The sequence below is a fragment of the Streptomyces sp. NPDC037401 genome (assembly GCF_055602345.1).
In genome coordinates, this window is the sequence record NZ_JBVJWO010000038.1 from 1 (window position 1) to 20,511 (window position 20,511).

Here is a 20,511-nt window from a genome sequence, read left to right on the forward strand (position 1 = left end):
CTCTTCCTCTCCCCGCCCCCCCCCCAGGCCCCCCCCCCCCCCCCCCCCACCTCTCCCCCCCCCCCCCCCCCCCCCCCCCCCCCCACGACCACTGTGGCTATCCCACCTGTGGCTATCGCGCCCGCGCCGCCGCTCATGCGACCGGCAGCTTCGGTGCGTCGACCGGGAGCTTCGGGGCTTCCACGGGGAGCTTCGGTGCCTCCACCGGGAGCGCGGGCGGCTCCACGGGGAGCGGCGGCACCGGCACCGGGGCGTCCACCGGCAGCTTGGGCAGCGTGGGCAGACCCGGCAGGTTGGGCAGCGGCAGACCCGCGCCGAGGACCAGCGCCACCACCGTGTTGACGAGGCCGGTGACCACGTCGGTCGCCTTGCCGGTGACGTCGGAGACACAACCGCACGGCCCGGCGGCCTTCGTCAGCGCTTCGACGGACTTGAGCAGACCGTCGAGGGCGCCGGTGACCAGGTCGAGCGGAGCGGCCGCCCTGGCCGCGACGGGCAGCTTGGGCGCCTCCACCGGCAGCTTGGGCGCCTCCACCGGCAGCTTGGGCGCCTCGACCGGCAGCTTCGGGGCTTCCACCGGGAGCTTGGGGGCCTCGACGGGCAGCTTCGGAGCCTCGACCGGGAGCTTCGGGGCTTCCACGGGCAGTTGCGGCGTGTCCACCGGAAGCTTCGGCGGCTCCACGGGCAGGGCCGGCGGGTCGACGGGCAGGGCCGGCGGGTCGACCGGGAGGTCCACGGGCGGCTTCGGCAGCTCCACCGGCGCCTTCGGCAGCGATGCCTTGAGCTTGTCGACGGCCGCCTTGATCGCCGCGAGGTGCTTGTCCAGGTCCGCCTGCGGGAGCTTGCCTTCGGGTGCCTTGAGGACCGCCTCCAGCAGTTCGGTGACCGGTTTGAGCACATCGCCGACGGCACCCAGCGACTGCACCTGCTGGAGCAGCGCCTCCGTGCCCGGGATCTGCTTGGCCTTCGCGGCCTGCACGGCCGACTGGACCGCCGCGGTGTGCCGGTCGGGCGCGTTCGCGGCACCGGCCAGACCGGGTGAGGCACCCAGCAAGGCCATGGACACCACGGCGGGGACGACGAAGCGGGTTGTGGGACGCAACTGCTTCTCCTTCACGGGAGTGGGGACGGGGACTACCCCACCCACTACTGATCAGCCGTCAGCTGCCCGCAACCGGAGCCCGCTCCCGCTACTGCACCCGTGAGTGCCCGTCACCCACCTCGCCGCACGAGCCGCTTCAGCCCGAGCACCACCACCGTGGCCACCGCCAGCGCGATCGCACCGACGGTGAAGTTCCCGCCTTCGACGGCCGCCTGCCCCTGCGTCTGCCCCTGTCCCTTCGACGCGCCGCCGGAACCGGACGCCCCGGCCTTCCCCGCGTCCCCTTGACCGTCGCCCTGCTTCTCGCCCGGCTCCCCGCCCGTCTTCTCCACGGGCACCGCCACCACCCGGCTCCCCGCGCCCTCCGAGCCGAACATCAGCGCCGAGCCGTCCGGCGCGTACGCGACCGACTCCGCCTGCGCCTGGAAGGGCGCGGACTCGCGCGTGGGCTCGCCCGACGGCCTGCCGCCCCGCCACGCGTACGTCTCGGCGAAGAAGTAGCCGCGCACCGTCAGCCGCTTCCCGTCCGGCGAGAACGCCCCGTCCGTCACCCACGGCAGGTCCGCCACCCGGCGGAACACGTTCGGCCCCGAGGTACTCAGCCGGGCCGGGCCCTCGTACAGCCCGCCCCGGTCCTCGTTCTTGCTCGCGATGTACACCCGGCCCGTCACCGGATGCACCATCAGGCCCTCGGCGTTGCGCGCCCCGTCGGCGTAACGGACCGTGAACTGAGTGGCCTTGACGGTCACGTTCCCCAACTCGGCCGGTTCCGGGAGCCGGTAGATCCAGACGCGGTCCCAGGAGCCGTCCTTGTTGTCGCCGATGTCGCCGACGTACAGATTCCCGTCCGGGCCCAGCGAGACCGCCTCCACGTCACGCGGGCGGCCGACGCCCGTCATGGTGATCCGGGCCACCGTCCGCCCGGTCGCCGAGTCGACCCCGTACAGATAGGGGCCGTCCGCGCTGTCGTTGTGCGTCCAGTACACGCCGGGGTGCGCCCTGCTCGCCGCCAGGCCGCTGGACTCCGTGATCCGCGGGTCCGCGATCGTGAAGGAGGAGGTGCCCGGCCCTTCGGCCGCCGCGGCGGCCCCGGCCGGCACCCACAGGAGTCCGGGCACGGCGAGGAGGGACAGGACGGCGGCACTCGGTACGGGTCGCAGGCGCATACCCCCCAGACTGCCACCCCCGCCGCCGGCGAACCCCGCGTGGTCAGGCTCACAGCAGCGCGCGTCTGCCGATCCCCGCGCATCCAGGATGATGACCGGATGCGTTTCATGTTCGTCGGGGACTCCATGACCATCGGACGCGCCGGCGACTACACCTGGCGCTACCGCATGTGGCAGCACCTCAATGCCAGTTTCGGCGGCCCGTACAAGATCGTCGGGCCGCGCACCGAGGTGTACGACACCTTCGCCGACGCGCCCGTCTCCCAGGAGTACGCCGACTCGGCCTTCCCCGCGCACGCCCGCCGCCACCTCGCGGGCTGGGGCGAGGGCTGGCAGCACATGGCCCCGCTGATCGGCGAGACCGTACGGACGCACAAGCCGGACGTGCTGCTGATCTCGCTCGGCCTGATCGACCTCGGCTTCTACACGGCCGCGGACGAGACCGCCGAGAACGCCCGCCGCTTCGTGGCGGAGGCGCGCGCGACCCGTCCCGGGATCCGCATGGTCATGCTCCCGGTGATACCCAACGTCCGCGCCGAGTCCGACGAGCCGTTCGCGGCGGAGTGCGCGCGCTTCAACGAGCTGCTGGCCAAGGCGGTCGCCGACCTGTCGACGCCCGCCTCGCCCCTGCTGCTGGCGGCGCGCCCGAAGGACTACGACGTCCACTACGACACGTACGACGGCACGCACCCGAACGCCTCGGGCGAGTGCCGTCTGGCGGGCGAGTTCGCCGATGCCCTCCACCAGGCCTGGGGCATCGGCGCCCCGTACGAGTTCCCCGCCTGAGCCCCCCGGGGCGGGGCCTGGAACCACTACGGGTCCGCAGGCCCGGACCGCCGCGGACCTCAGTGGTCCGGATCTCCGAACCGGTAGTGGTTCCCAGGCCGACCGTGAATGCGGCGACCGTCACAGCGGCCGGCGCGCTCCTGCGGAGACCGCGCTGTGGTCCGTGCACGTTCTGTACCCCCGTGTGTGGTGCTGATGGTCTGCCGGTGAGACCGCCGGGGGGTTCGGATGGTTGTACGGACGCAGACGCAGACGGCTACGTGCTCACCAGGCGAAGGCCTCCGGCGAGGGACCCGGGCCGGGGAAGATCTCGTCCAGCGCCGCCAGCACCTCTTCGCCCAGCTCCAGCTCCAGGGCGCGCAGGGCGCTCTCCAGCTGCCCGGCCGTACGCGGCCCGACGATGGGACCGGTGACTCCGGGCCGGGTCAGCAGCCAGGCCAGGGCCGTCTCCCCGGGCTCCAGACCGTGCTTGTCGAGCAGGTCCTCGTACGCCTGGACCTGTGCGCGCACCGTGCTGTTGGCGAGCGCGTCCGCCGATCGCCCGCCGGCGCGGCGGCCGCCCTCCGACTCCTTCTTGATCACTCCGCCGAGCAGTCCGCCGTGCAGCGGGGACCAGGGGATCACCCCGAGCCCGTAGTCCTGCGCGGCCGGGATGACCTCCATCTCGGCGCGCCGCTCGGCGAGGTTGTACAGGCACTGCTCGCTGACCAGTCCGACCATCCCGCGGCGGGCCGCCGTCTCGTTCGCCTGCGCGATCTTGTAGCCCGGGAAGTTCGAGGACCCGGCGTAGAGGATCTTGCCCTGCCGGATCAGTACGTCGACCGCCTGCCAGATCTCCTCGAACGGGGTCCGGCGGTCGATGTGGTGGAACTGGTAGACGTCGATGTAGTCGGTCCGGAGCCGCTTGAGGCTGGCCTCGACGGCCCGGCGGATGTTCAGCGCGGACAGCCGGTCCTCATTGGGCCACGTGTCGCCCTCGCGGGACATGGAGCCGTAGACCTTGGTCGCGAGCACCGTCTTCTCGCGCCGGCCGCCGCCCTGGGCGAACCACGTGCCGAGGATCTCCTCGGTGCGGCCCTTGTTCTCACCCCAGCCGTAGACGTTCGCGGTGTCCACGAAGTTCAGGCCCGCGTCGAGCGCGGCGTCCAGGATCGCGTGGCTGGCGGGTTCGTCCGTCTGGGGGCCGAAGTTCATCGTGCCGAGTACGAGTCGGCTGACCTTGAGTCCGGTGCGTCCGAGCTGTGTGTACTTCATGGGGCACAAGCCAACTGCTTCGAGCGCACTCGAGGCAAGGGTGCCCGGGAGTGACGGGTTACGGGTTACTGGCCGACCGCGGCTGCCACGGCGACGACGACGAACATGAGCACGAGTACACCGGCCATTACGCGGTTTCTGGTCTTCGGATCCACGTATCGAGCGTAACGAACCCCTCGGGTCACTCGTGCCCGGCCCCTTCCAGGGGCCAGGAGCCCACGACCTCGTACCGCGGCTGCTCGCCGGGCACGCCGCTCACGGGCAGGTTGCTGCGGACCAGGCTCACCTCTGCGACCTGCCAGGACGTGCCCTCGAAGGCGGCGAGCCCCTCGGTGTACGGGTGCAGGGGGATGTCGGTGCGGCTGCGGGCGACGGTGAGGTGCGGGGTGTAGCGCCGGTGCTGGTCCATCGGGATCCCGGACCGGCGCGCCGCGGCGTCGGCGCGGTCGGCGAGCAGCCGCATCCGGTCGAGCCCGCCGGCCGCGCCGACCCACAGGGCGCGGTGGCCGAAGTGGCCGGAGCCGTGCAGCCGCAGCGGGAAGGGCTCGGTGCGGTGGGCGGCGCGGGCGAGGCGGACGTGCAGCTCGTCGAGGAGCCCCGGGTCCACCTCGCCCATGAAGGCGAGGGTGAAGTGCCAGCCCGGCTCGCCGGTCCAGCGGAGGCGGTCGTCGGGCGGCAGCTCCTGCCGCAGGCCGGCGAGGGCGGACCGCAGTTCGGCGACTGCGGCCGGGGGCGGCAGGACGGCGGCGAACAGTCTCATGATCCGAGGTTAGGGCCTGACCCGTCGTCGCCTCGGCGTTCTGCCGGATCAGGCCCCCGGCTGCTTCGTCCTACGCCGCCGCCAGCACCTCCGGGGCGGTCCTGCGCGGTACGAGGGCCACGTGGGGGTGGCCGGGGCGCAGGTCCACGCGCAGGCGCAGGCCGCCGACCCGGGCCAGTACGAGGCCGACCGCGAGGGCCGCCAGTACGGACGCCAGCCCGCCGGCCGCCATGCCGATCCGGGCGCCGTACGTGTCCGTGATCCAGCCGACCAGGGGCGCGCCCAGCGGGGTGCCGCCGGTGAACACCATCATGAAGAGGGCCATGACCCGGCCCCGCATCTCGGGGTCGGTGGCCATCTGCACGCCGGAGTTCGCGGTGACGTTCACCGTGAGCCCGAACATGCCCAGGGGCACGAGCAGGGCGGCGAAGACCCAGAAGCTCGGCGCGAACGGCGCCAGGGTCAGCAGCGCGCCGAAGGCGACGGCCGCGGCGACGAGCACCCGCAGGCGTGCGGTGCCGCGCCTGGCGGCGAGCAGTGCGCCCGCGAGGGAGCCGGCCGCGAGCAGGCTGTTGAGCAGTCCGTACGTGCCGGCGCCGCTGTGGAAGACGTCGTCGGCGAACGCCGACAGCCAGACGGCGAAGTTGAAGCCGAAGGTGCCGATGAAGCCGATGAGCACGATCGGCCAGATCAGTTCCGGGCGCTGCGAGACGTACCGCAGGCCTTCCCGCAGCTGGCCCTTCGCGCGCGGCACCTGCTCGACGCGGTGCAGCTCGGCCGGGCGCATCATCAGCAGGCCGGCGATCGGTGCGAGGAACGACAGCCCGTTGAAGAGGAAGGCGTAGCCGCTGCCGACGGCGGCGATCAGCACGCCGGCGACGGCGGGGCCGACGAGCCGGGCGGACTGGAAGTTCGCGGAGTTCAGCGAGACGGCGTTGGCGACCTGCGCCGGGCCGACCATCTCGTGCACGAACGACTGCCGGGCCGGGTTGTCCACGACGGTGACGAGTCCGGCGAGGAAGGCCGTCAGGTAGACGTGCCAGACCTGGACCTGTCCGGACAGGGTCAGGGCGGCGAGGGCCAGGCCGGTCAGGGCCATCGCGGACTGGGTGGCGATCAGCAGCGGCCGCTTGGGCAGCCGGTCGGCGAGTACGCCGCCGTAGAGCCCGAAGAGCAGCATCGGCAGGAACTGGAGGGCGATCGTGATGCCGACGGCGGAGGCGGATCCGGTCAGCGAGAGGACGAGCCAGTCCTGCGCGATGCGCTGCATCCAGGTGCCGGTGTTGGAGACGACCTGGCCGGTGGCGAAGAGCCGGTAGTTCCGGATCTTCAGCGAGCTGAACATCGAGTTCTTGCGCGCGGTGCCCGTGCGGGCGGGTGGGGTAGGGGTGGGTGTCGGTCCGGGGGCGGAGTCTGCTCCGGTTCCCGTACTCAAGGGCGTTCGCCTCCTTGTGTGCTGCTTACAGGTGGGCGAGCTTCTCCAGGACGGGTGCGGCTTCGCGGAGCTTGGCCCATTCGTCCTCGTCGAGCTCGGCCGCGAGCCGGGCCAGGAAGGCGTTGCGCTTGCGACGGCTCTCTTCGAGCATCGCTTCGGCCTCCTCCGTCTGGCTGACCACCTTCTGGCGGCGGTCGTCCGGGTGCGGCTCCAGCCTGACCAGTCCCTTGGCCTCCAGCAGCGCCACGATGCGGGTCATCGACGGGGGCTGGACGTGCTCCCTGCGGGCCAGCTCACCGGGGGTGGCCGAGCCGCAGCGGGCGAGGGTGCCGAGGACCGACATCTCGGTCGGGCTCAGCGATTCGTCGACGCGCTGGTGCTTCAGGCGCCGGCCCAGCCGCATGACGGCGGAGCGGAGATCGTTCACGGCGGCTGCGTCGTCGCCATGGGAAAGGTCACGCATGTTCCTTAGCGTAACTCATTACTCAGTCTAAATACCACGGGATTCCCCGGAGCCCCGTGCGCGCGGGGCCCGACCCACCCGCCGGCGCGCATCAGCGGCCCGTCTGCACGTGTCACCCGTACGGGTGAGAGACCGCCGGAAAGTGACGCACCGTACGCCTGTCTGCCCCGACCCTGTCCGCATGGGGACACACGTGCTCAGCATGCGGATAGACGGGGAGCTGCTGGACCGGCTCCGGCACCACGCCGCAAAACGCGGAATGAGCGTCCAGGACTACGTGGTCCGGACGCTCATTCGCGATGACTTCGACGAGCGCTTCAAGGCGGCGGTCGACGAGACGGAGAAGTTCTACGGGCTTACGTGAGGCCGAGGGCCGGCATCGCGTAGTAGAAGACGAACACCGCCGACACGACGTACATCGCCGCGGGGACCTCACGGCCCCGGCCGGTCGCCAGCCGCAGCGCGCAGAAGGCGATGAAGCCGGTGCCGATGCCGTTGGTGATCGAGTACGTGAACGGCATCATCAGCATCGCCAGGAACGCCGGCACCGCGATGGTGAAGTCGCTCCAGTCGATGTCCTTGACCGAGCCCGCCAGGATCAGGAAGCCGACCGCGACCAGGGCCGGGGTGGCCGCCTGGGACGGGACCATCGTGGCCAGCGGGGTGAGGAAGAGCGCCACGGCGAAGAGCGCGCCGGTCACGACGCTCGCCAGGCCCGTACGGGCACCCTCGCCGACTCCGGCCGTGGACTCGACGAAGCACGTGTTCGCGGAGGCGGAAGTGGCGCCGCCGGCCGCGACGGCGATGCCGTCCACGATCAGGACCTTGTTGATGCCCGGGAAGCCGCCGTCCTCCTTCATCAGCTTGGCCTCGTCGCCGACGCCGAGGATCGTGCCCATGGCGTCGAAGAAGCAGGACAGCAGCACGGTGAAGACGAAGAGCAGGCCGGTCAGCAGGCCGACCTTCCCGAAGCCGCCGAACAGGCTGACCTCGCCGATCAGTCCGAAGTCCGGCGCCGCGACCGGGTTGCCCGGCCACTCCGGGACGGTCAGGCCCCAGGCCTGACCCGGGAGCGCGGCGATCAGCTGGATGGCGACCGCGATCACCGTCATGACGACGATGGAGATGAGGATCGCGCCCGGCGTCTTGCGGATGATCAGCGCGAGGGTCAGCAGTACGCCCAGGACGAAGACCAGGACGGGCCAGCCGTGCAGGTGGCCGTTGCTGCCGAGCTGGAGCGGGACCGTGGTGTGCGCGGCGTCCGGGATCCGGGAGACGAAGCCCGAGTCGACCAGGCCGATCAGCATGATGAAGAGGCCGATGCCGATCGCGATGCCCTTGCGCAGGCCCAGCGGGACGGCGTTCATGACCCGCTCGCGCAGGCCGGTGGCCACCAGCAGCATCACCACGAAACCGGCGAGCACCACCATGCCCATCGCGTCCGCCCAGCTCATCCGGGGGGCGAGCTGGAGGGCCACGACGGTGTTGACGCCGAGACCGGCGGCCAGCGCGATGGGGACGTTGCCGATCACGCCCATGAGGAGGGTGGAGAAGGCCGCGGTCAGCACGGTGGCGGTGACCAGCTGGCCGCCGTCGAGCTGGTGGCCGTACATGTCCTTCGCGCTGCCGAGGATGATCGGGTTCAGCACGATGATGTAGGCCATCGCGAAGAAGGTGGCGAAGCCGCCCCGGACCTCGCGGGCGACCGTGGAACCGCGCTCGGAGATCTTGAAGTAACGGTCCAGAGCCGTCACCCCCTGCGGGGACGGGGGCTCGGGGGCAGTCGCCGCAGCGGCGGGGGCCGAGGTGCTCATTCGGTCCTCAATGTGGTTCGTTTGGTGGGTTCGTACGATCGAATCCCGTCACAGGCAAACCGTTTCAGTATGAACACATGAACGAGAGCCAGTCCATCTCCGCGCGTAGACCCCCGCGGACGCCACCTAGACTGGCCGTATGGCGAAGTGGACCCCCCAGCACGAGGCACCCGAGCCCCTCGAGGGGCCCGTGGTCGCGACCATCACCGGCGGGACGATCCTCTACTTCGTCCTCTTCCTGGCGCAGCTGCCGTTCTACGGCTGGTTCGCCGAGCACGGACACCTGTGGTGGCTGTGGACCTTCGCGGCCGGCGGCGGCCTCGGCCTCATCGGCATCTGGTACGTCCGCGGGCGCGACGCCGCCCTCAAGCGGCACGCGGCGGAACAGGCCCTCGCGGGAGAGCAGGACCACGCCGCCGGACAGCCCGGCTAGCTCCGGCGGCGGCCGGCCCCGGGCGCACCCCGGCCGGTCCGGGTGGCACCACCGGACCCCCGGACCACCCGAGGGGCTACCAGGGGAGGACTTCCCCTCATCCCCTGGTCGGATCTTCCGGCCACTCGGCGGGTGAAGCGTTCGAACCGCCCGTACCGTCGAATGCATGACCCAGCGGGCGAAGATCAACACCGAAGGACCGGAGCCGGGCGGAGGCACCGGAACCGCCTCCATCGACGCGGGTGCGGAGCTCGACCCGGTGCATCCGGTCGCGCCACCCGCCCCCCGCTTCCGGCCCGGCGGCCTCGGCACCGCCGAGGTGGCCGAACGCGTCGCCCGCGGCGACGTCAACGACGTCCCCGTCCGCAGCAGCCGCTCCACCGCCGACATCGTCCGCGGCAACGTCTTCACCCGCTTCAACGCCATCATCGGCGTCCTCTGGGTGATCATGCTGATCGTCGCGCCGATCCAGGACAGCCTGTTCGGCTTCGTGATCATCGCGAACACCGGCATCGGCATCATCCAGGAGCTGCGCGCCAAGAAGACCCTCGACGGGCTGGCCGTCATCGGCGAGGCCAAACCCAGCGTCCGCCGCGACGGATCGTCCGTCGAGCTCTCCACCTCCGAGATCGTCCTCGACGACGTCATCGAACTCGGCCCCGGCGACAAGGTCGTCGTCGACGGCGTGGTCGGCGAGGCCGACGGACTGGAGATCGACGAGTCGCTGCTGACCGGCGAGGCCGACCCCGTCCTGAAGAAGCCCGGCGACCAGGTCATGTCCGGGTCGTTCGTGGTCGCCGGCGGCGGCGCCTTCACCGCCACCAAGGTCGGCCGCGAGGCCTACGCGGCCCAGCTCGCGGAGGAGGCCAGCCGCTTCACCCTGGTCCACTCCGAACTGCGCAGCGGCATCTCCACCATCCTCAAGTACGTCACCTGGATGATGATCCCGACCTCCATCGGCCTGATCATCAGCCAGCTCGTCGTCAAGGACAACAACCTCCGCGACGCCATCGCCCGCACCGTCGGCGGCATCGTCCCGATGATCCCCGAGGGCCTGGTCCTCCTCACCTCCGTCGCCTTCGCCATCGGCGTCATCCGCCTCGGCCGCAAGCAGTGCCTGGTCCAGGAGCTCCCCGCCATCGAGGGCCTCGCCCGCGTCGACGTGGTCTGCCTCGACAAGACCGGCACGCTCACCGAAGGCGGCATGGACGTCACCGAGCTGCGCACCCTCGGCGGTGCCGAGCCCGCGTACGTGAAGAAGGTCCTCGGCGCCCTCGGCGAGTCCGACCCCCGCCCCAACGCCAGCCTCCAGGCCGTCATCGACGCCTACCCCGACAGCGACGAGTGGCGCTGCACCGAATCGCTGCCCTTCTCCTCCGCCCGCAAGTACAGCGGCGCCAGCTTCAGCGAGGGCGACGGCGAGAACTCCACCTGGCTGCTCGGCGCCCCCGACGTCCTGCTCGCCACCGGCGACCCGGCCCTGCAGGAGATCGACCACCTCAACCAGCAGGGCCTGCGCGTCCTGCTGCTGGCCAGGTCGGCCCGCGAACTGGACGACCCCCAGGTCGCCCACGGGGTGCGCCCCACCGCACTCGTCGTCCTCGAACAGCGGCTGCGCCCCGACGCGGCCGACACCCTGCGCTACTTCGACGAGCAGAACGTCCACGCGAAGGTCATCTCCGGTGACAACGCCGTCTCCGTCTCCGCGGTCGCCGGGAAGCTCGGACTGCCCGGCGCGGAGAACACCGTCGACGCCCGGCAGCTGCCCACCGAGCAGTCCGCGATGGCCGACGAGCTCGACAGGAACGCCGTCTTCGGCCGGGTCACCCCGCAGCAGAAGCGGGACATGGTCGGGGCGCTCCAGTCCCGCGGCCACACGGTCGCGATGACCGGCGACGGCGTGAACGACGTCCTCGCGCTCAAGGATGCCGACATCGGCGTCTCGATGGGCTCGGGCTCCGAGGCCACCCGGGCTGTCGCCCAGATCGTGCTGCTGAACAACAGCTTCGCGACCCTGCCGTCGGTGGTCGCCGAGGGCCGCCGGGTGATCGGCAACATCACCCGGGTGGCGACGCTCTTCCTGACGAAGACGGTCTACTCCGTCCTCCTCGCCGTCCTGGTGGTGTGCTCGCAGGTGGAGTATCCCTTCCTGCCCCGCCACCTCACGCTGCTGTCCACGCTCACCATCGGCGTCCCGGCCTTCTTCCTCGCCCTCGCGCCGAACAAGGAGCGCGCCAAGCCGCACTTCGTGAAACGCGTGATGCGGTACGCCATCCCCGGCGGCGCCATCGCCGCCACGGCCACCTTCCTGACGTACCTGGTCGCCCGCCACCACTACACCGGCGCGGGCTCCCTCGAGGCGGAGACCAGCGCGGCGACCCTGACGCTGTTCCTGGTGTCGATGTGGGTGCTCGCGATCATCGCCCGGCCGTACACCTGGTGGCGGGTGGGCCTGGTCGGCGCGATGGGCTTCGGGTTCCTGCTGGTCCTGGTCGTCCCGTGGCTCCAGGACTTCTTCCAGCTCAAGCTGGTGGGCACGACGATGCCGTGGACGGCCGTGGCCATCGCGGCGGCGGCGGCCGTCCTGCTGGAGTTCTCGTTCCGCTGGGTGGACCGCAAGTTCCCCGCGTGAGCCGCGTGACCCGCCCGGGCCGTGCGACCCGCGTGAGCTAGTCGAACCACCGGTCCCGGGCCAGTTCCTCGGTCCGGGACGGGTCCTCCAGGAGGGCCGCCACCTCGAACCGGCGGGGCCACTGCCCGGCCGACCAGGCCAGGCCCGCCGCCACGCCCTCCAGGGTGGCCGCGTGCAGCACCCCGTCCGCCGTCACGCGCCAGTCCAGCTCGGTACCGCCCGCGACCAGCTCCTCGTGCTCCACGTACGAGGCGGGCGTGGCGGGCCCCAGCAGGATCCGGACGGCGTCCGGGACCTCGTGGGTCTCCCCCGGGGTGCTGACCTCGGCCGGTACGGTCTCCGACAGCCGCCGCACCTGCAGCAGCTCGGCGAGGTCGGCCGCGCCCGTCGGCGCGACGGGCAGCAGCGGCAGGTCCGCGGCCAGCGGCAGCAGGTCGGGGGCGTCCGCGACGACGGCGTCGGCCGCGTCGACGACCCGCACCTCGCCGTTCACGACGGCCCGCAGCTCGTCCGGCAGGGTGACCTGCTCCGGATCGAGGTCGGCCAGCGCCCCGTACAGGGCGTGCAGCTGGCGCGCGGAGACCTCGCGGTCCGGGTCGCCGAGGCGGCCCAGCAGCTCGGCGGCGCCGCCCGGCTCGTCGAGGAGGGCGGCCACGGAGGTGCGGACGCCGAGGGCGCGCAGCACCTGCTCGTCCTCGAATCCGGTGGCGTCGGCGGAGGTGTAGAGGCCTTCGAGCAGCGGGTCGCCGCCCGCGGCGCGCAGACCGGCCGGGCGCCGGCCGTCGAGCACCGGGTGGTCGCGCAGCCACCAGGCGGTGTACGGGCGGACCGTCTGCGTGGTGCCGTCGGGCAGCAGGACCCGGACCGGCTGGGTCAGGGCGTCGCGCAGCGGGGGCTGGGCGAGCAGCGCGAGGGCCTGCGGCCAGGCGTCGTCGTCGACGAGGTCGAGGTCGCGTACGGCGACGATCTCGGTGGCGACGGGCGGTACCGGGGTGTCGGGCAGCTGGTCGAGCACGTCCTCGCACCAGACGTCTACGGCGTCGAGCAGTCCGGCGTCGTCGGGTTCGGCGAAGTCGCCCTCGCGCGGTTCCAGTTCGTCCGGGTCGAGGACGACGTCGGTGGCGCGGACCAGCTGGAAGTTGGCGAGCACCCCGCAGGCGGTGAGGGGCTGTTCGCCCCAGCGGTCGGCGAGTTCGGCGTCGCACAGGGCGAGTTCCCCCTCGCGCATCACCCGGGCGAAGGGGCTGCCGGGCAGGACGAGTTCGCCGGCGGGGGCGGGTTCGCCGTCCTCGTCGGGGAGGGCGAGCGCGGCGAGCCAGGGTTCGTCGCCGGCCTCCAGGCCCGCGTCCCGGGCCAGCCCGAGGACGATCTCGGCGAGTTCCTCCGGGTCGAGGGCGTCTTCCTCCCAGATCTCCCCGGCGTCCAGGGACGCGGCGACGGCGGCCCGTACCTGCGGGGTGGTCAGTACGGCCCGGGGGCTCGCGGGCAGCGCGCCGAGCTTCTCCAGCAGCGGGTGGGCGGCGTCCGGGTGGGCGACCTTCAGCCCGAGGCGGGCGAGGGAGGCGGGGGTGTCGGGGCCGGGCAGCAGGACGTGCCTGGGGCCGATGGTGGTGCGCCCGTCGGCGAGCGGTACGGGCAGTCCGGAGAGCCGGTCGGGGTCGACGCCCGCGAGGCTGTCGTACAGGCGGTGCCACCAGTCGGGGGTGCGCTCGATGCCGGCGATCCGCTCGATGGCGTCGCCCAGCGGGAGGCGGCCGACGCCGAGGGTGCGCAGCTCGGTGCGGCGCTCCAGCCCGGCGGGGAGCAGGGTGGGCAGTACCTCGGCGAGGACCCGTACGGTGTCGGCGCCGGCGCCCTCGACGACCTCGGCCTCGAAGGGACGCAGGGCGGCGCGCTCGCCGGTCTGTTCGGCGTCCTCACGCTGCTCGGGGGGTGCGGCGGGGGCCAGGAAGGCGGTCCGGGGCAGCCGGGCGATGATCTCGGACCGCAGGGCGCCGTCGAGTTCGCCCTTGCCGAGCGGGCCGGGTACGAGGTCGACGAGGGCGGTGCTCACCGGCTCCCAGGAGCCGAGGAGTTCGGCGTAGGCGTCGGCGGCGCGCTCGACGAGGAAGTCGGTGAGCGGTCCGGGTGCGGGGTGGCGGCGGGCGGTGTCCAGGGGCAGCGACGCGATGAGCAGGGCGGGGATGCCGAGGGGCTCGTCGGTGGGGGTGGGGGCGTGGACGACGGATGCGGTGCCGGGCCGTACGGGGGCGCCGTCGGCGCCCACGGGCACGGACCAGGACACCGTCCAGTGGGGCCGCAGCCGCTCTTCGACCGGGCGGTCGGCGAGCAGGGCGGGCTCGATGGCGCCGGTGTGGCGCACGGTCCGCCAGCGGGTGGTCTCCCCGGCGCTGTCGTCCACGGCGGTGTACGGGCCGTCTTCGCGGCGGCTCAGGGTGCGGGTGCCGTCGGGGGTCTCGACGACGACTTCGCGGAGCCCGGGCAGGGTGAGCAGCAGGGCGTCGTCGATGCCGGCGAGGAGGCGCTGCACGAGGTCTTCGGCGCCGCCGTCGCGCAGCGGCAGGATGACGACGGTGTCGTAGCCGTCGGGGGCGGTGCCTTCGGCCGGCAGCGGCAGGCGCAGCAGGGGGACGTGGCCGTCGCGGCGGCGCAGCTCGTCGCCGAGGCCGGGGCTGAACTGGGCTGCTTCGCGCGCCGCCTCCCGGGCTTCGGCGAGGGACCAGCGGACACCGCCGTGGCGGCCGACGACGGCGGGTTCGTCGCTGACGGCGAGGACGGCGGCGAAGCCGACGCCGAAGCGGCCGACGGAGGCGGGCTGGGCGGGAGTTCCGGGGGCGTCGCGCTTGGCGGAGGCCCGCAGGGTGGAGAGGGACTCCACGCCGGTGGCGTCGAGGGGGGCGCCGGTGTTGGCGACGGCGAGGACGCCGGGGCGCAGGGTCAGCCGGAGCCGGCCGGGGACGCCGGCGCGGGCGGCGGCGTCGGCGGCGTTCTGGGCGAGTTCGACGACGAGCCGGTCTCGGTAGCCGCCGAGGGCGAGGTCTTCCTCGGCGTTGGCGTCCTCGCGGAAGCGGGCCGGGCTGGTGGCCCAGGAGTCGAGTACACCGCGGCGCAGTCTTGCGGTGGCGAAGGGGTCGACGCCGCTGCCGTCTTGCGCTGCCGTCGCTCTCACGGTGCCTCCGTTCTCGCCCGGGGCTGGTTCCCCGCGCCCCGAAGGTACCGCGCGCCCACCCCACCCCCCGGTCACGGGTCCGCGCCCGGACGCCCCGTTCCCCCGCGGGGCGGGGGCGCGCCGGGGGCGCAGGGCGGCGCAACGCCCGCGGCACACCCCACCCGGCCACCGCCGCCGTCGCCGGACGAGCCCGCGCGGCACGGACGCCCGCCCCCGGACGCCGACCGGCCTGGGCGGCGCGCCCGGCACGGGGGGAGGGCGCGGGAACGACCGCGCAGCCGCCGACGGTGGGCCGCCGCCGCCCACTGGGGGACCTCAGCCGTGCCCACCGGCCCGCACGGGTGGTGAGGGTGGGTATCCCAGCCCGCGCGGAGCGCGGGCGCAGCCCCACCGGCCCGAATCGTTCCGACGGTCCGCCAGATGCGTGTGGCGGCACGGAAGATACGTGCCGGGGCCCGCATTCCACCGGGCGGCAGGCCCGGCACGCACGGCGGTGCGGCAGGTGTGCGCCCGCGCGGGTCTCACCGGCGGGCGGACGGCACGCGACGCGGGTGCGGGGTCCCGTCCGCGCCGGATGAGCGCGTACGGCGACCGGACCCGCGCCGGATGGCGCAGGGCCGGGGCGAACGGGAGGGGCGGCTCGTTGCGTTCGGCGGGCGGTGTCACCCGTCCGGGTGGGCTCGCTACGAGTGGCCGAGGTCCGCTTCGGCCGGTTCCGTGGCCGGGACGGAGCCCGTGTCGGGGGCCGGGCGCAGCGGGAAGTCGTCGGCGCGCATCGAGTCGAGGACCGGCGGTGCGGGGCGCGGCGGCTTCGGCATGACCGCGGCCTCCGAGTGGCCGCCGCAGCCGTACGCCAGGGAGACCAGCCGCCCGTCCGCCGGGCCGAATTCGTTCGCGCAGACACCGAACGCCTGGCCGAGCGATCCGCCGATGCGGACCAGGAAGCCGCAGGAGACGCAGGATGCGGGCGCCGCCTGTGCCATCGGCGTCTTCGCGCCGAAGGACTCGTCCCAGCGGTCCGCCGCGGTGTGCAACCCGTACCGGGACAGCACGCGGGCCCGCCGCATGCCCAGTTCTTCGGCGACCGCGGTGATGGAACCCCGCTCGGGTACCACGATCCGGTCGGTGACCTCGGCGTCCTCGGCCTCGACGAGCTCGGCCATCTCCTCGGAGACGAGGGAGTTCGGCGGCGGGGCGTCCTCGCCCGAGTAGCCGGGCTCCAGGCGCAGGTCCTCGGCGTCCGTGGGCAGCAGGTCGCCGGGGCCCATGTCACCGGGCCGCAGCCGCTCGCTCCACGGCACCCACTCGGGGGCGAGGAGCGCGTCGGAGCCGGGAAGCAGCACCGTTTCGTCGAGGGTGACGACCTTCGCGCGGGAGGCGCGGGCCACGGTCACCGCCCAGCGCCAGCCGCGGTAGCCCGCTTCCCGGCACTCGAAGAAGTGGGTGACTACACGGTCACCCTCCGCCACCACGCCGACGTGTTCGCCGACGACGCCCGGCGCGGCGGCTTCCTCCGCCGCAGCACGGGCGAGGTCGACCGCTTCGGCGCACAGGCGGTCGGGGGTACGGCTTCGCGTGGTCGCAGCACTCACTGGTCTCGTTCTCTCCTACGCCGTCTCACGAGTGCGCCGTCCGTCTGTCGTCGTAACAACCGTCGGTCCAGTCCGTACGTGGCGCGGGCGGAGCGGACCAGAGGGCCGCGTCGACGTCCGCGCCCGATCGGCCTCGGGCACACCTACTGCGTCCCATTCTGCGGGATCGCGGAGAGGCGCGCGGCCAAGAGCAACCGCCGGTGGCGCGCTACGCACGCTACCTCCTTCCCAGCCCTGGGCCCACCTGCACGTCCGATTCGCGGACTGCGGGACCGCCCGAATCGTGCCGAGACGGGTCTGCGGGGGTGGCTTGGGGCACTATGGCCAGGTGGCAGCCGCACGGTCTTCCGACGACGGCTCGGGCCGGGCCCGGCGGGCCGGACGGGCCTTGGGGCATGCCCTGCACCTACCGGTCACCGGTACGGCACGCCAGATCCGCAAGGCCACGCACGCCCACGGCGCCGGGGAATCCGGGCTCGGCAGGCTGATCGAGCTGCACGCCGTGAACGGCGCCGGCGACATGATGGTCACCGTCGCGCTCGCGTCCACCGTGTTCTTCTCGGTCCCCACGGACGAGGCGCGCGGCCGGGTCGCGCTGTACCTCGCGATCACGATGGCGCCGTTCACCCTGCTCGCCCCCGTCATCGGTCCCCTGCTGGACCGGCTGCCGCACGGCCGCCGCGCGGCGATGGCGGCCGCGATGCTGACCCGGGCGGTGCTGGCGGTCCTGATGTCGGGCGCGGTGGCGACCGGGGGGTTCGAGCTGTATCCGGCGGCGCTGGGCGTGCTGGTGGCCTCGAAGGCGTACGGCGTCGTGCGCAGTGCCGTAGTGCCGCGGCTGCTGCCGCCCAAGTTCTCCCTCGTGAAGGCGAACTCCCGGGTGACGCTGGCCGGGCTGCTGGCCACCGGCATCGCCGCGCCGATCGGCGCCGGGCTGCACCAGATCGGGCCGCAGTGGCCGCTGTACGGGGCCTGCGCGGTGTTCCTGGCCGGGACCTTCCTGGCCTTCACGATGCCGCCCAAGGTGGACTCGGCGAAGGGCGAGCGGCGGGCCCGGCTGTCCACGCACGAGCAGCGCTCGCCGCGGCCGTCGTTCCGTACGGTCAGCCGGTCGGTGCTGTGCGGGCTGTGGGCGAACGCCGCGATGCGCGGGCTCTCCGGCTTCCTGATCTTCTTCCTGGCCTTCCTGCTGCGCGAGCACCCGCTGTCGGGGCAGAGCGCGGCGGTGTCGCTGGGCATCGTCGGGGTGTCGGCGGGGCTCGGGAACGCCTGCGGCACGGCGGTCGGCGCCTGGCTGCGGGCCCGTGCGCCGGAGGCGATCGTGGCCTCGGTGCTGTGCCTCACGCTGGCCGCCGCGATCGTCGCCGCGGTCTTCTTCAGCGGGATCCTGATGGCGGTTCTGGGCGCGACCGCCGGCTTCTGCCAGGCCCTGGCGAAGCTGTCGCTCGACGCGATGATCCAGCGGGACGTGCCCGAGCAGGTCCGCACGTCGGCGTTCGCCCGGTCGGAGACGTTGCTCCAGATGGCGTGGGTGCTGGGCGGCGCGATCGGTCTCGCGCTGCCGCTGAACGGCACGGTGGGCATGTCGGTGGCCGCGGCGATCGTCGCCGCCGGCACCTCGATGGCGGTCCGCGGCTTCCTCTCGGCGCCCCGCCACCCCGGCGCCGGGAGCGCGCCCCGGCCCCGGGTGGCGTAGCCGTACGGCGGCCCCGGGTGGGGCATGGGAAGGGAAACGCAGCTCGCAGCGGCACCCCGTGCGCCGGGGCGGGGGCGCGACCGATAGCCTTCGGCTCATGACCGCACCGCTTTTCTCGGGTAGGGGCCGCCGCAGCGTCGCGGCCCTCGGAGCCGTGTCCGCCGGCCTCCTCGTCCTCTCCGCCTGCGACAAGCCGACGCCACTGGCGACGGTGACGGTCGGCACCTCGTCGGTGTCCGCCGAGGCCAAGTGCCAGAAGGGCAAGGACGCGGGCGAGCTGACCGCTGAGAAGGTCCAGGAGTGCCTCAGCAGCCTCAAGGCCACCAAGACCATCGAATACTCGCGCGGTGACACCCTGCGCCTCGGTGTCGAGCCGGACGTCGTCGAGGACGGCAAGCAGTGGCAGGCGATCCTCGACGGACAGCCGATCACCGAGCCCTCCGGCAACACCTACCGCAGCTTCCCCGGCGCCGACGTCTTCGCGACCGGCGGCCAGGGCGAGGCCCCGGAGTCCAAGAAGCTCGCCTTCGTCCAGCTGAGCAAGGACGGCAAGCCGCAGTCCGTGTGGACCTTCACCCTCAAGCTCAAGAAGTGACCACGTGCACGCACTCGTCGTGACGGCGGTGGCGGCGGAGGCAGACTCCGTCGCCGCCGGTCTGAGCCCGGTCCGCGATTCCGCAGGACCGGCCGGCGAGCCGCGTGCACTCCCGGGCGGTTACCTCATCAACCGCCTGGACCTGCCCGGCGTCGCCGTCGACCTCCTCGTCGGCGGCGTGGGGCCGGCGGCCGCCGCGGCCGCCACTGCCACCGCCCTGGCGGCGGCCCCCCGGCCGTACGGCCTGGTCGTCTCCGCCGGGATCGCCGGCGGGTTCCAGCCCGCCGCGCCCGTCGGCTCCCTCGTCGTCGCCGACGCGATCGTCGCCGCCGACCTCGGGGCGCAGACCCCCGACGGCTTCATGACGGTCGAACAGCTCGGCTTCGGGCACGCCCTGCACCTGCCGCCCGCCGAGCTCGCGGCCCGTGCCGCCGAGGCCACCGGCGGGCTGCTGGCCCCCGTCCTGACCGTGTCGACGGTCACGGGCACCGCCGCCCGCGCGGCGGAACTCGCGGCCCGCCACCCCCAGGCCGGCGCCGAGGCCATGGAAGGGTTCGGAGTCGCCGAAGCCGCCGCGGCCCACGGCCTGCCGGTGCTGGAGCTCCGCGCCGTCTCGAACGCCGTCGGGCCCCGGGACCGTTCCGGCTGGCGGATCGGCGACGCGCTGGCCGCGCTCGGCAAGGCCTTCCACCAGCTCGTACCCGTGCTCCAGGGCTTCCAGGGACTCCACGGAGGGAACCGCCATGGCTGACGCGCTGCGGATCGCGTACTCGCCCTGCCCGAACGACACCTTCGTCTTCGACGCCTGGGCGCACGGCCGGATCCCGGACGCTCCCGCCCTCGACGTCACCTTCGCGGACATCGACCTCACCAACGCGTGGGCGGCCGAGCCGGGCGGTTCGGACTTCGACGTGCTGAAGGTGTCGTACGCCGTGCTGCCGTGGGTGCTCGACGAGTACGCGCTGCTGCCGTGCGGCGGTGCGCTCGGCCGGGGCTGCGGCCCCCTGGTCCTGACCCGGGAGCCGGGCGCGGACCTGACGGGCCGGACGGTGGCGGTGCCGAGCGAGCGGTCGACGGCGTACCTGCTGTTCCGGCTGTGGGCGGCGGACGTGCTGCCGGACGGCGTCGGCTCGGTGATCGTGATGCCGTTCCACGAGATCATGCCCGCGGTGCGGGACGGCCGGGTGGACGCCGGCCTGGTGATCCACGAGGCCCGGTTCACGTACCGGGACTACGGACTGCACTGCCTCGCCGACATGGGCGAGCACTGGGAGTCCACCACCGGGCTGCCGATCCCGCTCGGCGCGATCATCGCGAAGCGGTCGCTCGGCACGCAGACCCTGCACGCGCTCGCGGACGCGGCCCGTACGTCGGTACGGATGGCCTGGGACGACCCGGAGGCCTCGCGGCCGTACGTACGGGCGCACGCGCAGGAGCTGGACCCGGCGGTGGCGGACCAGCACATCGGGCTGTACGTCAACGAGTTCACGGCCGGCCTCGGGGATTCCGGGTACGCCGCCGTGCGCGGGCTGCTGACCCGGGCCGCGGCCGAGGGGCTCGTACCGGCGGTGCGGCCGGACGCCCTCGCCTTCCCGTGACCGGCGCGGGCGCTTC

The 20,511-nt window shown here is 73.2% G+C and carries 17 protein-coding genes; 8 read left to right on the plus strand and 9 right to left on the minus strand.

Features of this window, described 5'->3' with window-relative positions; genetic code table 11:
- Positions 1-133 precede the first annotated feature (133 nt).
- Together ACZ7H1_RS30865 and ACZ7H1_RS30870 are read right to left on the minus strand one after the other, a co-directional pair.
- The gene (locus tag ACZ7H1_RS30865; RefSeq protein WP_470791071.1) at positions 134-1,102 is read right to left on the minus strand and encodes a hypothetical protein; all 969 of its coding nucleotides are present in this window, start codon (positions 1,100-1,102) and stop codon (positions 134-136) included.
- 110 nt (positions 1,103-1,212) lie between these two features.
- Positions 1,213-2,268, minus strand: coding sequence for a WD40 repeat domain-containing protein (locus ACZ7H1_RS30870; protein WP_470791072.1), 1,056 nt, complete (start codon positions 2,266-2,268; stop codon positions 1,213-1,215).
- Positions 2,269-2,367: 99 nt separating this feature from the next.
- Between ACZ7H1_RS30870 and ACZ7H1_RS30875 the strand changes: the two genes are divergently transcribed.
- Positions 2,368-3,054: a GDSL-type esterase/lipase family protein gene (locus tag ACZ7H1_RS30875; protein ID WP_470791073.1), complete on the plus strand. Its 687-nt coding sequence runs from the start codon at positions 2,368-2,370 to the stop codon at positions 3,052-3,054.
- A 264-nt stretch (positions 3,055-3,318) separates the two neighbouring features.
- On the opposite strand, the gene ACZ7H1_RS30880 is transcribed toward ACZ7H1_RS30875, so the two are convergent.
- From ACZ7H1_RS30880 to ACZ7H1_RS30895, 4 genes are all read right to left on the minus strand, one after another.
- Positions 3,319-4,308, minus strand: coding sequence for an aldo/keto reductase (locus ACZ7H1_RS30880; RefSeq protein ID WP_470791074.1), 990 nt, complete (start codon positions 4,306-4,308; stop codon positions 3,319-3,321).
- Positions 4,309-4,489: 181 nt separating this feature from the next.
- Positions 4,490-5,068 (minus strand): RNA 2',3'-cyclic phosphodiesterase, encoded by a 579-nt coding sequence (gene thpR, locus ACZ7H1_RS30885; protein ID WP_470791075.1) that lies wholly within the window; start codon positions 5,066-5,068, stop codon positions 4,490-4,492.
- Between the two features lie 70 nt (positions 5,069-5,138).
- Positions 5,139-6,503 carry an MFS transporter gene (locus ACZ7H1_RS30890; RefSeq protein WP_470791076.1) on the minus strand — a complete coding sequence of 455 codons (1,365 nt, stop codon included), beginning with the start codon at positions 6,501-6,503 and terminating at the stop codon, positions 5,139-5,141.
- A gap of 25 nt (positions 6,504-6,528) precedes the next feature.
- The gene (locus tag ACZ7H1_RS30895; RefSeq protein ID WP_470791077.1) at positions 6,529-6,966 is read right to left on the minus strand and encodes a MarR family winged helix-turn-helix transcriptional regulator; all 438 of its coding nucleotides are present in this window, start codon (positions 6,964-6,966) and stop codon (positions 6,529-6,531) included.
- A gap of 181 nt (positions 6,967-7,147) precedes the next feature.
- On the opposite strand from ACZ7H1_RS30895, the gene ACZ7H1_RS30900 reads away from it, so the two are divergent.
- Complete coding sequence (locus ACZ7H1_RS30900) at positions 7,148-7,330, plus strand: BrnA antitoxin family protein (RefSeq protein ID WP_249767154.1); 183 nt, start codon at positions 7,148-7,150, stop codon at positions 7,328-7,330.
- On the opposite strand, the gene ACZ7H1_RS30905 is transcribed toward ACZ7H1_RS30900, so the two are convergent.
- Positions 7,323-8,780: an NCS2 family permease gene (locus ACZ7H1_RS30905; protein ID WP_470791078.1), complete on the minus strand. Its 1,458-nt coding sequence runs from the start codon at positions 8,778-8,780 to the stop codon at positions 7,323-7,325. The genes ACZ7H1_RS30900 and ACZ7H1_RS30905 overlap by 8 nt on opposite strands.
- A 139-nt stretch (positions 8,781-8,919) precedes the next feature.
- On the opposite strand from ACZ7H1_RS30905, the gene ACZ7H1_RS30910 reads away from it, so the two are divergent.
- Both ACZ7H1_RS30910 and ACZ7H1_RS30915 read left to right on the plus strand, forming a co-directional pair.
- On the plus strand, positions 8,920-9,213 hold the full coding sequence (locus tag ACZ7H1_RS30910) for a DUF2530 domain-containing protein (protein WP_470791079.1): 294 nt from the start codon (positions 8,920-8,922) through the stop codon (positions 9,211-9,213).
- A gap of 166 nt (positions 9,214-9,379) precedes the next feature.
- Complete coding sequence (locus ACZ7H1_RS30915; RefSeq protein WP_470791080.1) at positions 9,380-11,845, plus strand: HAD-IC family P-type ATPase; 2,466 nt, start codon at positions 9,380-9,382, stop codon at positions 11,843-11,845.
- Positions 11,846-11,882: 37 nt separating this feature from the next.
- Here ACZ7H1_RS30915 and ACZ7H1_RS30920 read toward each other — a convergent pair whose 3' ends face one another.
- Both ACZ7H1_RS30920 and ACZ7H1_RS30925 read right to left on the minus strand, forming a co-directional pair.
- On the minus strand, positions 11,883-15,014 hold the full coding sequence (locus tag ACZ7H1_RS30920; RefSeq protein ID WP_470791081.1) for a sacsin N-terminal ATP-binding-like domain-containing protein: 3,132 nt from the start codon (positions 15,012-15,014) through the stop codon (positions 11,883-11,885).
- A gap of 683 nt (positions 15,015-15,697) precedes the next feature.
- A complete protein-coding gene (locus tag ACZ7H1_RS30925) occupies positions 15,698-16,606 on the minus strand; it encodes a DUF3027 domain-containing protein (protein ID WP_470791082.1) in 909 nt (302 codons plus the stop codon).
- A gap of 310 nt (positions 16,607-16,916) precedes the next feature.
- On the opposite strand from ACZ7H1_RS30925, the gene ACZ7H1_RS30930 reads away from it, so the two are divergent.
- From ACZ7H1_RS30930 to ACZ7H1_RS30945, 4 genes are all read left to right on the plus strand, one after another.
- Positions 16,917-18,302, plus strand: a complete 1,386-nt coding sequence (locus ACZ7H1_RS30930) for an MFS transporter (RefSeq protein WP_470791083.1) — start codon at positions 16,917-16,919, stop codon at positions 18,300-18,302.
- Between the two features lie 97 nt (positions 18,303-18,399).
- A complete protein-coding gene (locus ACZ7H1_RS30935) occupies positions 18,400-18,897 on the plus strand; it encodes a DUF2771 domain-containing protein (protein ID WP_470791084.1) in 498 nt (165 codons plus the stop codon).
- A 4-nt stretch (positions 18,898-18,901) separates the two neighbouring features.
- A complete protein-coding gene (locus ACZ7H1_RS30940) occupies positions 18,902-19,648 on the plus strand; it encodes a futalosine hydrolase (protein ID WP_470791085.1) in 747 nt (248 codons plus the stop codon).
- The gene (locus ACZ7H1_RS30945) at positions 19,641-20,495 is read left to right on the plus strand and encodes a 1,4-dihydroxy-6-naphthoate synthase (protein WP_470791087.1); all 855 of its coding nucleotides are present in this window, start codon (positions 19,641-19,643) and stop codon (positions 20,493-20,495) included. Before ACZ7H1_RS30940 ends, ACZ7H1_RS30945 begins: the two co-directional genes overlap by 8 nt.
- The last annotated feature ends 16 nt before the right edge of the window (positions 20,496-20,511 follow it).

What these genes read in the sequence shown, in the direction of transcription:
- ACZ7H1_RS30875 (WP_470791073.1), top strand. Translation starts at nt 2,368, where the DNA reads ATGCGTTTCATGTTCGTCGGGGACTCCATGACCATCGGACGCGCCGGC.
- thpR (WP_470791075.1), bottom strand. Translation starts at nt 5,068, where the DNA reads ATGAGACTGTTCGCCGCCGTCCTGCCGCCCCCGGCCGCAGTCGCCGAA.
- ACZ7H1_RS30945 (WP_470791087.1), top strand. Translation starts at nt 19,641, where the DNA reads ATGGCTGACGCGCTGCGGATCGCGTACTCGCCCTGCCCGAACGACACC.
- ACZ7H1_RS30935 (WP_470791084.1), top strand. Translation starts at nt 18,400, where the DNA reads ATGACCGCACCGCTTTTCTCGGGTAGGGGCCGCCGCAGCGTCGCGGCC.
- ACZ7H1_RS30895 (WP_470791077.1), bottom strand. Translation starts at nt 6,966, where the DNA reads ATGCGTGACCTTTCCCATGGCGACGACGCAGCCGCCGTGAACGATCTC.
- ACZ7H1_RS30910 (WP_470791079.1), top strand. Translation starts at nt 8,920, where the DNA reads ATGGCGAAGTGGACCCCCCAGCACGAGGCACCCGAGCCCCTCGAGGGG.
- ACZ7H1_RS30915 (WP_470791080.1), top strand. Translation starts at nt 9,380, where the DNA reads ATGACCCAGCGGGCGAAGATCAACACCGAAGGACCGGAGCCGGGCGGA.
- ACZ7H1_RS30880 (WP_470791074.1), bottom strand. Translation starts at nt 4,308, where the DNA reads ATGAAGTACACACAGCTCGGACGCACCGGACTCAAGGTCAGCCGACTC.
- ACZ7H1_RS30905 (WP_470791078.1), bottom strand. Translation starts at nt 8,780, where the DNA reads ATGAGCACCTCGGCCCCCGCCGCTGCGGCGACTGCCCCCGAGCCCCCG.
- ACZ7H1_RS30900 (WP_249767154.1), top strand. Translation starts at nt 7,148, where the DNA reads ATGGGGACACACGTGCTCAGCATGCGGATAGACGGGGAGCTGCTGGAC.
- ACZ7H1_RS30870 (WP_470791072.1), bottom strand. Translation starts at nt 2,268, where the DNA reads ATGCGCCTGCGACCCGTACCGAGTGCCGCCGTCCTGTCCCTCCTCGCC.